This window comes from Pseudomonas sp. KBW05, assembly GCF_003852405.1.
In the GTDB taxonomy this organism is placed as follows: domain Bacteria; phylum Pseudomonadota; class Gammaproteobacteria; order Pseudomonadales; family Pseudomonadaceae; genus Aquipseudomonas.
The window spans coordinates 325,158-337,703 of record NZ_QAJM01000014.1; the positions used below are offsets into that span (position 1 = coordinate 325,158).

Genomic DNA, 12,546 nt, shown 5'->3' on the forward strand with positions numbered 1-12,546 from the left:
CGCCAACGGCTGATCCATCCCACGCATGCCAACCTGCTCCGTACACCCGCTGCCCTACCGGGCCAACCCCGCCGAGTACTTCACGGCGATTCGCCATGCGCCTGGCGCGGTGCTGCTGGACAGCGGTCGCCCGGCGGCTGAACGTGGGTGCTATGACCTGCTCAGCGCTTGGCCACAGGCCACGCTGACGGTTTCACCAGACGAAAGCGGTAGTGATTTCCTGCAACGCTTGCGGGAAAACCTCACGCAACTAGGTGAAGCAGCGTTGCCAGCCGGTTATGTATTGCCGTTTGCGGGCGGTTTGATCGGCTACCTGAGCTACGATTTCGGCCGGCACCTGGAGCAGATGCCGCACCTCGCGGTGGACGACCTGCACCTGCCGGACGCACGTTTCGGGCTGTATGCCTGGGCACTGATCAGCGATCACCAGGCGCAGACCAGCCAGCTAGTGTTTCATCCAACGCTGGCCGACAGCGAACGGCAACGCTTGATTGCGCTGTTCAGCACCGGCATGACCGGCACGCCCGCAACCTTCAAACTCCAAGGCCCCATGGCCCCAGACCTCAGCGCCGAGGCCTATCGCCAGGCCATCGTGCGCATCCAGGACTACATCCAGGCCGGCGACTGCTACCAGGTCAACTTTGCCCAACGCTTTCGCGCGCCGTGCAGCGGTGATCCGTGGGTCGCTTATTGCGCCCTGCGCGCAGCCTGCCCTACGCCCTTCTCCGGGTTCCAGAGCCTGCCCGATGAGGGTGCCGTGCTGAGCCTGTCACCGGAGCGCTTCGTGCACATCAGCGAACGCCGCGTCGAAACCCGCCCGATCAAAGGCACCCGCCCCCGTGGCCTGACGCCAGAAGAAGACGCCGCCAACGCCGTCGAACTGCTGGCCAGCCCCAAGGACCGCGCGGAAAACCTGATGATCGTCGACCTGCTGCGCAACGACCTCGGCCGCACCTGCCGCACCGGCTCGGTCAGCGTGCCGGAGTTGTTCAGCCTGGAAAGCTACCCCAACGTGCACCACTTGGTGAGCAGCGTCATCGGCGAATTAGCCGATGACAAAGACGCCCTCGACCTGATCGCCGGCAGCTTCCCCGGCGGCTCCATCACCGGCGCGCCGAAGATCCGTGCGATGCAGATCATCGACGAGCTTGAACCTACAAGGCGCGGTTTGTATTGCGGCTCGTTGGTGTACCTCGACGTGCGTGGCGAAATGGACAGCTCCATCGCCATCCGCAGCTTGCTGGTCAAGGACGGGCAAGTGTGCTGCTGGGGCGGCGGCGGGATTGTCGCGGACTCGGAGTGGGAGGCGGAGTACCAGGAGTCGCTGACGAAGGTGCGGGTGTTGTTGGAGACACTGGAAGGTTTGTAGTGACAGGGCTGGCCTCTTCGCAGGCAAGCCAGCTCCCACACTTGACCGCGTTCCAACATGAGAATGCAGTCAAATGTGGGAGCGGGCTTGCCCGCGAAGAGGCCATCCGCCGCGCTGAAGAACCTACAGGCTCAACGACCGATTCGACGCCTTGATAAACTCCTGCTTCAAATCCTCAAACGTATGCACCGCCGGGAATTGCGGGAACTCGCGGATCACATTCTCCGGCGCATGGAACAGAATCCCACGATCAGCCTCGCCCAGCATGGTGGTGTCATTGTAGGAATCACCCGCAGCGATCACGCGGTAGTACAGGCTCTTAAAGGCCAATACCGACTGGCGCTTGGGATCTTTCTGACGCAGCTGGTAACTCACCACACGGTCGGTTTCATCGGTGATGAGGCGGTGGCACAACAGGGTCGGAAAACCCAACTGGCGCATCAGCGGCTGGGAGAATTCGTAGAAGGTGTCCGACAGGATCACCACCTGGAAGCGCTCGCGCAGCCAGTTGACGAACTCGATGGCACCGTCCAGCGGCGTGAGGGTGGCGATCACTTCCTGGATATCGGCGAGCTTGAGCCCATGTTCGTCGAGGATGCGCAGGCGTTGCTTCATCAGCACGTCGTAGTCGGGAATGTCGCGGGTGGTGGCCCGCAGGGATTCAATACCGGTTTTTTCAGCGAAGGCGATCCAGATTTCCGGGACCAATACCCCTTCCAGGTCGAGACAGGCAATTTCCACAAGACACTCCCATTAGATGTTGTTGGTTGAGCGAGCAAAAGGACTGCCGAACTCTAGCGATTCATGCTCGCCGCCGCAACGCAGAGCGGATTTTGATACCATCGCCCACCTATAGAGCGCTTAGCGCCACTGACCTTGTAGGAACCGTGCTGATGAACCAAGCCTTCGACGTCGTTGAACTCGCCGCGACTTATGCCAACAAGTCCGCCCAGGACATCCTCAAGCTGGCGTTCAGCCAGTTCGGCGATGACCTGTGGATTTCCTTCAGCGGTGCCGAGGACGTGGTGCTGGTGGACATGGCCTGGAAGCTGAACAAGAACGTCAAGGTGTTCAGCCTCGACACCGGCCGCCTGCACCCGGAGACCTACCGGTTTATCGAGCAGGTGCGTGAGTTCTACAAGATCGACATCGAACTGATCTCGCCAGACCAGACCAAGCTGGAACCCTTCGTCAAGGAAAAGGGCCTGTTCAGCTTCTACAAGGACGGCCACGGCGAATGCTGCGGCGTGCGCAAGATCGAGCCGCTGCGCCGCAAACTCTCCGGCGTCAGCGCCTGGGCCACCGGCCAGCGTCGCGACCAGAGCCCCGGCACCCGCAGCCAGGTGGCGGCGCTGGAAATTGATGGCGCGTTTTCGACCCCTGAGCGCACCTTGTACAAGTTCAACCCGCTGGCACAGATGACCAGCGAAGAGATCTGGGGCTACATCCGCATGCTGGAACTGCCGTACAACAGCCTGCATGAGCGCGGTTTTATCAGCATCGGCTGCGAGCCCTGCACCCGCCCGGTGTTGCCGAACCAGCACGAGCGCGAAGGCCGCTGGTGGTGGGAAGAAGCGACGCAGAAGGAATGTGGGTTGCACGCGGGGAACATCATCAGCAAGGCTTGAAGCTGATGCAGTAAACCATCTGGAATGAGCTTGTGTGGGAGCCCGCTCCCACACAAGCCCGCTCCCACATTTGCTTTGTGTTGGTTGCTAGAGATGTACACACAGATGTAACCATCGGTGCCATTTATGTGTGCAATTTTTCTTTACCCGCACCATTACGTAACACCTCTTTGCGCCTATCTTCTCCTCTCATGAATCACTCCCTTCCCACCGAAAAATAAATACCTGTTCAATCGGTCAATTTATATTTCTTCTAATTCAGCTAGTTATTCAACTCACCTATAAAAACGAAATTAACCCAAGTTTTCATAGATCAAAAACTGGCACGCATGTGGCTTAAGGTGAAAAGTGCTTTGTATACAATAAATACAAAATCTACATACACTTTGCCATCCGCGGATCTCTCGCAGATGTGCTGGAGCCTGCCGGAATGCGTACAAGTCTCTCGAATAACATCGCACTGGATCTGCCCTCCTCCCTGACCCCTGCAGCCGAGGGCCCCGGCCCATTGGTGCTGAGCCCGCGCCTGCACAACAAGGACCTGGCGCCACCAAGGTCGAAGGCCGACGCTGGGGGCGCTATAGCATCTTCGCGCTGTGGACCAATGACGTGCACAACATCGCCAACTATTCGTTCGCCATTGGTTTATATGCATTGGGCTTGGGCGGCTGGCAGATTTTGCTGTCCTTGGGGATAGGTGCCGCACTGGTGTACTTCTTCATGAACTTGTCGGGGTATATGGGCCAAAAGACCGGGGTGCCGTTCCCGGTAATCAGCCGTATCAGTTTCGGCATTCATGGCGCGCAGATTCCGGCGTTGATCCGCGCGGTGATTGCGATTGCCTGGTTTGGTATTCAGACCTACCTGGCCTCGGTGGTTTTCCGCGTCTTGCTGACGGCTATTCATCCAGGTTTTGCCGACTATGACCACGACTCGATCCTCGGCCTGTCGTCCCTCGGCTGGGCGTGTTTTGTCGCGATCTGGCTGGTGCAACTGGTGATCCTGGCTTACGGCATGGAGATGGTACGTCGCTACGAAGGCTTCGCCGGGCCGGTGATTTTGCTGACGGTGGCGGCGTTGGCCGGCTGGATGTACTTCCAGACGGGCGGCAACATCGCCTGGTCGATCCGCGAACCGCTCAGCGGCGGCGAGATGTGGCGCAATATCTTCGCCGGTGGCGCGCTGTGGCTGGCGATCTACGGCACGCTGATCCTCAACTTCTGTGATTTCGCCCGTTCCTCGCCGTGCCGCAAGACCATTCAGGTCGGCAACTTCTGGGGCCTGCCGGTGAATATCCTGGTGTTTGCCGCGATCACCGTGCTGCTGTGCGGCGGGCAATTCCAGCTCAATGGCCGGGTGATCGAAAGCCCGACCGAGATCATCGCCGCGATCCCCAATACCTTCTTCCTGGTGCTCGGCTGCCTGGCGTTCCTGATCGTCACCGTCGCGGTGAACATCATGGCCAACTTCGTGGCGCCGGCGTTTGTGCTGAGCAACCTGGCGCCCAAGTACCTGAACTTCCGCCGTGCCGGGTTGATCAGCGCCACCGTTGCGGTGCTGATCCTGCCGTGGAACCTCTACAACAGCCCGCTGGTGATCGTGTATTTCCTTTCCGGCCTGGGCGCGCTGCTGGGGCCGCTGTACGGGATCATCATGGTCGATTACTGGCTGATCCGTAAAAGCCAGGTCGACGTGCTGCAACTGTATAGCGAAGACCCGAACGGCGTTTATTACTACAGCCGGGGCGTCAACCTGCGCGCAGTGGCGGCGTTTATTCCTGCTGCCGTGATCGCCATTCTCCTGGCATTGCTGCCCGGTTTCGCCAGCGTGTCACCGTTTTCCTGGATGTTTGGCGCCGGTATTGCAGGGTTGCTGTACCTGCTGATCGCCAAGCGCCAGCCGTTCTACGCCGATGTCAGCGGCGAAAGCATTGCCGTCGATAACGTCAGCCATTAATCAAGGACATTCCATGCGCATCCTCGTGGTCAACGTCAACACCACCGAATCCATCACCGACACCATCGCCCAGCAGGCACGGGCCGTGGCCGCGCCAGGCACCGAGATTGTCGGGCTCACGCCGTACTTCGGCGCGGAATCAGTGGAGGGCAATTTTGAAAGCTACCTGGCCGCCATCGCGGTGATGGACCGGGTGATGGCCTACGACCAACCCTTCGACGCGGTGATCCAGGCCGGCTACGGCGAACACGGCCGCGAAGGCTTGCAGGAGTTGCTCAACGTGCCAGTGGTGGACATCACCGAAGCGGCCGCCAGCACCGCGATGTTTCTGGGCCACGCCTATTCGGTGGTGACCACCCTCGACCGCACGGTGCCCCTGATCGAAGACCGCCTGAAACTCGCCGGGCTGTACCAACGCTGCGCGTCGGTGCGAGCCAGCGGCATGGCGGTGCTGGAGCTGGAAGAAAACCCGCTGGCCGCGATGGAAGCCATCGTGCGCCAGGCGGAACTGGCGATCAGCGAGGACAAGGCCGAGGTGATCTGCCTGGGCTGCGGCGGCATGGCCGGGCTGGACGAGCAGATTCGCCAGCGCACCGGCGTGCCGGTGGTGGATGGGGTGACGGCGGCGGTGACGATTGCGGAAGCGTTGGTGCGGTTGGGGTTGTCGACGTCTAAGGTGAGGACCTATGCGACGCCAAGGCCGAAGAAAGTCATTGGCTGGCCTAGCCGGTTCGGGCGGTAGACCGAGGCGCCTGCATCGCAGGCAAGCCAGCTCCCACCGTTGATCGCATTGCAACTTTGGAATGCATTCCCCTGTGGGAGCTGGCCTGCCTGCGATGGCCACGACTCGGTCTGACAGTGTGATCAGACCGCACTGAACCGCCGCCCCCACCCCTGCTCGGCAAACTGCTCAATAATGAAATCCACGAACGCCCGAGTCTTGCCCGGCAACAACTTATGCTCGGCGTAATAGATGGAAATGTTGCCATCATCCACATACCAGTCCGGCAACACCCGCACCACCGCGCCACTGTCCAGGAACGGCACGGCCATCGGCATGCTCACCAGCGCAATGCCCAAGCCTTGGGCACTGGCGCAGCAGGCGGCTTCGGAGTCGCTCATGGTCATGCCCGGCTTGAGCACCAGCGGGCGGTGTTCTCGCTCGACGCTGGTCAGTTGCCACGAGCGCACGCGCCCGGTTTGTGGTGAACGGATCAGGATGCCGCTGCAGCGCGCCAGGTCTTCTGGCGCGTTGACCGGCGGGCGTTGCGCCAGGTAATCCGGCGCGGCCACCAACACCCGATGGGCCGGCGTCAACTTGCGCGCCACTACACCCTGGGGCAGCTCAAAACCGCCGCCGATGGCTGCATCAAAACCTTGGCCGATCAGGTCCACCTGGCGGTTATCGAAATGCCAATCCGGGCTGATATCCGGAAAGCGCTGCATGAACGCGCCCAGCAGCGGCACTACGTAGCGATTGCCAAACACCGTGCCCATGCTGACTTTGAGGGTGCCCACCGGCCGCCCTTCGGCGCTGGCCAAATTGGCCACCGCATTCTGGATGGTGGTGAGGCTGGCGCCGACTTCGTCGAGGAACAACTTGCCGGCTTCGGTCAGGGTCAGGCGCCGAGTGCTGCGCTGGAACAGACGCACGCCCAGACGCGCCTCCAACTTGGCGACACTTTTGCCCACCGCCGCCGGGGTGAGGCTCAGGTGCCGCGCGGCCTCGGCAAAACTGCCACCTTCGGCGCTGCGCACAAAGCATTCGATACTGCCAAAGCTTTCCATGTCGCCTCACTCTAAACTTTTGGTTTACACAGACTATAGCAATCACGGTCTACCGGCGCCCCAGGGCGAGGCGGATACTCGGCTCCAACAACAAGGCATTCCGCCTTGAACAGCTAGGAGATCGACATGACCACACAAAACCTCAGCGGCAAAGTCGCCTTGATTCAAGGCGGTTCCCGCGGTATCGGCGCCGCCATCGTCAAACGCCTGGCCGCACAGGGCGCAACAGTTGCCTTTACCTACGTCAGCTCGGCCGCCAAGGCTGAAGAACTGCAGAACAGTGTGATCAGCGCCGGCGGCAAAGCCCTGGCGATCCACGCCGACAGCGCCAGTGCCGATGCGATCCGCAACGCGGTCAACGCCACCGTCGAAGCCTTTGGGCGCCTGGACATCCTGGTGAACAACGCCGGCGTACTGGCCATCGCCCCGCTGGAAGACTTCAAACTGGAAGATTTTGACCAGACCCTGGCGATCAACGTGCGCAGCGTGTTTATCGCAACTCAGGAAGCGGCCAAGCACATGGGTGACGGTGGCCGGGTGATCAATATCGGCAGCACCAACGCCGAGCGCATGCCCTTTGGTGGCGGCGGGCCTTATGCAATGAGCAAGGCCGCGCTGGTGGGCCTGACCAAGGGCTTGGCACGGGACCTGGGGCCGCGCGGGATTACCATCAACAATGTGCAGCCAGGGCCGGTGGACACAGATATGAACCCGGCGAACAGTGATTTTGCCGAGAGCTTGATGGGGTTGATGGCGGTCGGCCGGTATGGGCATGTGGAAGAGATTGCCAGCTTCGTTGCCTACCTGGCAGGCCCGGAGGCCGGCTACATCACCGGTGCCAGCCTGACCATCGATGGTGGCTTCAGCGCCTGAGTCCTCAAGCACACTGCAAAACCAAATGTGGGAGCTGGCTTGCCTGCGATGGCGTCTTCAAGATCGCTATCACAGGCAAGCCAGCTCCCACATTTTTTTGACCGCGTTTATTCAGCGCAATGGCGGCAGGCCATAGGCCGCCAGGTCAAACTCCGCGAGCTTGCGGATGATCTGGTCGGCATGCTGGTACTTGCTGTCGGCCATGGCCTCATCCGGCACGGCAATGGCGGTCATGTTGGCAGCCTTTGCAGCAGTCACACCGAACGGCGAATCCTCGAACACCAGGCAATCCTCAGGCGCAACGCCCAGGCGGCGGGCGGCAGTGAGGAAGATGTCGGGCGCAGGCTTGGCGGCACCAACTTCCGGGTCATCGGCGGTGACGATGGTGTCGAACAAGCCAAACCATTCGCGGTGCAAGGTGGTCTTGTGGCCAAACGAATTGCGCGACGAGCTGGTGCCCACGGCAATCGGAATATTGTGTGCCTTCAAGTGCCGCACCAGCGCTTCGGCACCGGGCATGCCCAGGGCCTTGGGGAAACGCTCACTCATCAACGGCTCGCGAATCACCAGGAACTCCGCCGGCGTGATCGGCAGATCCAGCGCCTTGACCACATACTCGGCCAAGTCCTGCGCGCCGCGGCCGATGATGTGCTGCTTGATCCCCCAGTCGTAGGTGCGACCGTAACGTTCAGCGATGATCTGTGTGACTTCGGTGTAGATGCCTTCTGTATCCAGCAACAAACCGTCCATATCGAAAATCACGGCCTTGATCGGGCCGGCGGTACGCGGTGCGTTCATCAAAACAGATCCTTGGGGGGAAGGACTAAAAGGATTCAGCACAATAACGGCCACGCTTGCCGGCAGGCAACCCTTTAGACTGTGCGCCTCTCCTTTTGAAGTGACCATGATGCTCTACCGCCTTGCCGCCGACAGCCTGGTGCTGTTTCACCTCAGCTTTATCCTGTTCGTCTTGTTTGGCGGGCTGCTCGCCCTCAAATGGCGCCCGGTGCTGTGGCTGCACCTGCCCGCTGTAGCGTGGGGAATCGCCGTCGAGGTGCTGCACCTGCCCTGCCCGCTGACCCACTGGGAAAACCTGCTGCGCCACCTCGCCGGGCAGGACGGCTATGGCGCTGGGTTTATCGAGCACTACATCCTCGCGCTGATTTATCCCGCCGGGCTGACGCCCGATATCCAGTTGGTGCTGGGCGCGGTGGTGGTGGCGATCAATGTCGCGGTGTACGGCTGGCTGATCCGGCGTTACGTACAGGCTTGAGACAGCTCTGCTGGTGAAGAATCAGGCTCCCTCAGTCCGTTCGTAGCCGAGCCCATGTCCGAAGCCTTCGAAGTCCCCAGCCCCCACGAAAAACACATCGAACACACCACCGAACATGCCCACGGTCGCGGGGACAATTTCGCCAGCCGCATTGCGGTGATGACAGCACTGATGGCCACCCTCGGCGCCATGCTCAGCTACCAGGCCGGCTCCACCGAAAGCGAAGCGGCGATGGACAAGAACAACGCCGCCATTATCAAGACCGAGGCCGCCAACCAGTGGAACTACTACCAGGCCAAATCCAGCCGGCAGAACCTGGCGGAACTGGCCACCCACATACCCGGAGTAGACGCGGCGCATTACAAGGACGAGATCGAGCGCTACAAAAGCCAGAAGGAAGACGTGCGCAAACAGGCCGAGAAGCTTGAGGCCACGTCGAAGGCATGGGACGAAAAGTCGGAACAGGCGCTGCACCAGCACCACCGCTGGGCCCAGGCGATGACCGCGATTCAGATCGCGATTTCGCTGGCGGCGATTACGTTGTTGACGAGGAAGGAGTGGTTGAAGCGCATGTCGTATGCGGCAGCGGGTGTGGCGGTGGTATTGGGCAGCCTGGCGTGGCTACATATCTGACACACCGCAGTCCCACTGTCTTAAGAGCTTCAGCGAGACAGCCGGTAGAGTGGTTGCCTGAGCCACCGCTATCGCAGGCAAGCCAGCTCCCACAGGGGATCAGCTGTGTCTGGGGGATCTCCAGCCGAACACTGACAGCCCAACAACGCCGATCAACTGTGGGAGCTGGTTTGCCTGCGATAGCGGTGGCTCAGCCAGCACAATTTGCACTGTCACTCCACCGCTCCATCGCTATATAGTAAAAAGCATAACGAAAAACCGACACAAGCCGAGGAACCGCTGGTGACCGCACAACCCAAGGAAGCCGTGGGCGCCGCCTACAGCATCGAATCCATGCGCTACGCCCAGGCCATGACCTGGCAAGCGATCGAACAACTCGCCCAACGCATCCGCCCCGGCATGCTCGAATCCCAAGCCCGCGAACTGGGCAAGCAGGTCCTCGCCGACCTCGACATGCAACGCATCTGGCACCCGCTGCTGGTGCGCTTCGGCGCCAACACCCTGAAAGCCTTCAACCAGCGCTCCGACGGCGACCCCGTGCTGGGCGAAGACGACATCTTCTTCATCGACATGGGCGCCGTGTGGCAAGGCCACGAAGGTGACGCCGGCGCCACGTTCACCACCGGCAACGATGCACAAATGATCGCCTGTGCCAGCGCCGCCAAAGCGCTGTTCGACCGCGTCCAGGCGCGCTGGAAAAACGACCAGGTTGTCGGCCTTGAACTCTACCGCTACGCCGAAGAACAAGCCCAGGCCATGGGCTGGCAACTGAACCTCGACATCAAGGGCCATCGCGTCAGCGACTTCCCCCACGCCATCCACCGTGGCGGCGACCTCGGCGACTTCGAGCACTACCCGAACGCGGGATTGTGGATCCTCGAAATCCAGATCGCCCACCCCACCAAGCCCTACGGCGCTTTCTACGAAGACCTGCTTGCCTGACTCCCTAAGGAACATCCATGGAACGCTCCACCGAATACCCCGTACTGCTTTTTTCCTACGGCACATTGCAGGACAAAGCCGTGCAACTGGCCAACTTCGGCCGCGAACTGGCGGGCCAGCACGATGCAATGCTCGGCTACTCGAAAAGCTGGGTAGAGATCACCGACCCCGAAGTACTGGCCACCAGCGGCAAGACCCATCACCCGATCGTGGCGCCAACCTTGGAAAACGGCGACAGCGTTGAAGGCATGGTCTTTCAGATCACCGAGCAAGAACTGGCGGCAGCGGATGCCTATGAAGTTTCGGACTACAAGCGGGTGTCGGTGGCCCTGGCGTCAGGGCTGACGGCCTGGGTGTACGTGCAGGCATAATTAGCCGTGGGGGCCTGAACACTTGCCGGCCCCCAGCCAAGCACGCCTTCGACCCAAACCTTCTTTATGAAAAAGGCCATCTATCAATGAGGATGTCACTCATCGCTGCGTTGGGATTTTTATCGCTGATACAGGCGCCACTCTCCCTCGCGGAGACTATCAACGGGAAGAATCTCTTTTCACAGCGATGCGCCATGTGTCACGGAGCCGACCTCAAAGCCACAGGACCACTGGCCAACAAAAGCACCCCGCCTACCCCCAACCTGACCACACCCGCCTTCAAGAAACGTCTGAGTGATTATCCGGGCGTCATCGTGTCTTCGATCATACTTCGCCCCAATGGCGACTTGATTCCGAGAACCTTACGAGAGAATGGGGTAAAGCTCGCGCCGCATACGTGGACCATCCAGGACCTGCGCGACTTGAATGAATACATGAGCGGCGCGATCACCAAAGCCCGATGAGCAGGCTGAAAGTGCACAGCAATCAATTAGGGAACGTCTGATATTCGCAGGCTTCGATGCTGAATAGAGTGCTTCATTCTTCAGATCACTCTATCGGTATCAACATGACGTTTTGGAAAAGTTTATTGGCCAGCGCTGCCGCAGTATTGCTGGCTTACTCATCATCGAGTGCTGCAGCAAGCTGTTACTTGAGTAATAGCAACGCACTTACCGTTAATTTCGGAAAAATCTAACTCAGAGTATTTCGACACCCCAAGATGCACCGAACGGAACGGTAATTTACTCGGAAACTTCCGAAGTAATGCAAAAATTTGACCTTTTTTGCCAAAACGGAATAATCGGTTTTAACGTCAATCCTGCCTTGGGTAGTGCGACCACTGGAACGGTCTTTCCTTTAGGAGTGCCTGGGCTCGCGTTCCGAATATCTTTCGGTAACTATTATGTATCCACGCCAACACTTCAATCCGGTAACATCACCTTTTTCTACCCCTCTACAAGCTACCGCCTTGAAATCATCAAGTCTGGCGAGACTTTATCACAGAGCCCGGTCCCTGCAATCTCACTGGGAGAGTTCCGAGGCGACAACTTGAAAGTAATCACCTTCAACCTAATCAACCCAGTGACGGTGAATGCTGCATCCTGCCAAACGCCCTCGGTATTCGTGGCGATGGGTGACGACTATCAACTGTTTGAATTCGATAACGCTGGCGACGCACCTCGGCCGATAAAATTCGACTTGTCGTTGAACAACTGCCAGCGCGGAATACAAAAAGTAACTTACCAACTCCAGGCCAATACGCCGGTAATCGACGCGCAAAAAGGCATTGTCGCACTGAGCGGCGCATCAACTGCCAAAGGCATCGGCTTGCAGTTGAAGAACGATGCAGGCCAACCCATTGTGCTAAATACCCCTTACGTGTTCAGCGGGTTCAACACCACGGGCACCGACTTCAAAATCCCTTTGTCCGCTGCTTACATTCGCCTGGCGGACAGCGCCCTTCAAGCCGGCAGCGCCAATTCTGAAGTCACCTTTATCGTGAACTACTTATAGCCGAGAAGACCGTTTCATTTAGTCCAGAAGCGGCCTCTCAAAAAGCGCGGACTCGCAACCAAGGCCTGGGTTTACAAGCGCCTCATCCCGTTCAGACCTACCCATTACTAAAATTTCCTTTTTCCCACACCGTGCCCGAAAAATAGCCATGCGCTAACCGTTTTGGCGTTTTTCCTCATGCTTTCGATCGGCACAGAC

General features: G+C 59.5%; 13 protein-coding genes and 1 pseudogene. 11 read left to right on the forward strand and 3 right to left on the reverse strand.

Features of this window, described 5'->3' with window-relative positions:
* Positions 1–25: 25 nt before the first annotated feature.
* Positions 26–1,369, forward strand: a complete 1,344-nt coding sequence (gene pabB, locus DBR46_RS14030; protein WP_124526669.1) for an aminodeoxychorismate synthase component I — start codon at positions 26–28, stop codon at positions 1,367–1,369.
* A 123-nt stretch (positions 1,370–1,492) separates the two neighbouring features.
* Here pabB and thrH read toward each other — a convergent pair whose 3' ends face one another.
* The gene (gene thrH, locus DBR46_RS14035) at positions 1,493–2,110 is read right to left on the reverse strand and encodes a bifunctional phosphoserine phosphatase/homoserine phosphotransferase ThrH (protein ID WP_124526670.1); all 618 of its coding nucleotides are present in this window, start codon (positions 2,108–2,110) and stop codon (positions 1,493–1,495) included.
* A gap of 152 nt (positions 2,111–2,262) precedes the next feature.
* On the opposite strand from thrH, the gene DBR46_RS14040 reads away from it, so the two are divergent.
* From DBR46_RS14040 to DBR46_RS14050, 3 genes and pseudogenes are all read left to right on the forward strand, one after another.
* Positions 2,263–2,997, forward strand: coding sequence for a phosphoadenylyl-sulfate reductase (locus DBR46_RS14040; RefSeq protein ID WP_124526671.1), 735 nt, complete (start codon positions 2,263–2,265; stop codon positions 2,995–2,997).
* Between the two features lie 430 nt (positions 2,998–3,427).
* A pseudogene (locus tag DBR46_RS14045) lies at positions 3,428–4,953 on the forward strand (NCS1 family nucleobase:cation symporter-1).
* A 13-nt stretch (positions 4,954–4,966) separates the two neighbouring features.
* Complete coding sequence (locus DBR46_RS14050; protein ID WP_124526672.1) at positions 4,967–5,695, forward strand: aspartate/glutamate racemase family protein; 729 nt, start codon at positions 4,967–4,969, stop codon at positions 5,693–5,695.
* 122 nt (positions 5,696–5,817) lie between these two features.
* On the opposite strand, the gene DBR46_RS14055 is transcribed toward DBR46_RS14050, so the two are convergent.
* Positions 5,818–6,741, reverse strand: coding sequence for a LysR family transcriptional regulator (locus tag DBR46_RS14055; RefSeq protein WP_124526673.1), 924 nt, complete (start codon positions 6,739–6,741; stop codon positions 5,818–5,820).
* A gap of 126 nt (positions 6,742–6,867) precedes the next feature.
* Here DBR46_RS14055 and DBR46_RS14060 point away from each other — a divergent pair, with 126 nt between their 5' ends.
* The gene (locus tag DBR46_RS14060) at positions 6,868–7,614 is read left to right on the forward strand and encodes a 3-oxoacyl-ACP reductase family protein (protein ID WP_124526674.1); all 747 of its coding nucleotides are present in this window, start codon (positions 6,868–6,870) and stop codon (positions 7,612–7,614) included.
* A 111-nt stretch (positions 7,615–7,725) separates the two neighbouring features.
* Here DBR46_RS14060 and DBR46_RS14065 read toward each other — a convergent pair whose 3' ends face one another.
* Complete coding sequence (locus DBR46_RS14065) at positions 7,726–8,412, reverse strand: HAD-IA family hydrolase (RefSeq protein WP_017739227.1); 687 nt, start codon at positions 8,410–8,412, stop codon at positions 7,726–7,728.
* 109 nt (positions 8,413–8,521) lie between these two features.
* Here DBR46_RS14065 and DBR46_RS14070 point away from each other — a divergent pair, with 109 nt between their 5' ends.
* The 6 genes from DBR46_RS14070 to DBR46_RS30540 all read left to right on the forward strand — a co-directional run bounded on the left by DBR46_RS14070 (position 8,522) and on the right by DBR46_RS30540 (position 12,348).
* A complete protein-coding gene (locus DBR46_RS14070) occupies positions 8,522–8,887 on the forward strand; it encodes a DUF2784 domain-containing protein (protein ID WP_124526728.1) in 366 nt (121 codons plus the stop codon).
* Positions 8,888–8,941: 54 nt separating this feature from the next.
* Positions 8,942–9,520, forward strand: a complete 579-nt coding sequence (locus tag DBR46_RS14075) for a DUF4337 domain-containing protein (RefSeq protein ID WP_017739229.1) — start codon at positions 8,942–8,944, stop codon at positions 9,518–9,520.
* 282 nt (positions 9,521–9,802) lie between these two features.
* Positions 9,803–10,462 carry a M24 family metallopeptidase gene (locus DBR46_RS14080; protein ID WP_124526675.1) on the forward strand — a complete coding sequence of 220 codons (660 nt, stop codon included), beginning with the start codon at positions 9,803–9,805 and terminating at the stop codon, positions 10,460–10,462.
* A 17-nt stretch (positions 10,463–10,479) separates the two neighbouring features.
* Positions 10,480–10,833, forward strand: coding sequence for a gamma-glutamylcyclotransferase family protein (locus DBR46_RS14085; protein ID WP_124526676.1), 354 nt, complete (start codon positions 10,480–10,482; stop codon positions 10,831–10,833).
* 86 nt (positions 10,834–10,919) lie between these two features.
* The gene (locus DBR46_RS14090; protein WP_124526677.1) at positions 10,920–11,297 is read left to right on the forward strand and encodes a c-type cytochrome; all 378 of its coding nucleotides are present in this window, start codon (positions 10,920–10,922) and stop codon (positions 11,295–11,297) included.
* 301 nt (positions 11,298–11,598) lie between these two features.
* Complete coding sequence (locus tag DBR46_RS30540) at positions 11,599–12,348, forward strand: fimbrial protein (protein WP_124526678.1); 750 nt, start codon at positions 11,599–11,601, stop codon at positions 12,346–12,348.
* Positions 12,349–12,546: the final 198 nt, after the last annotated feature.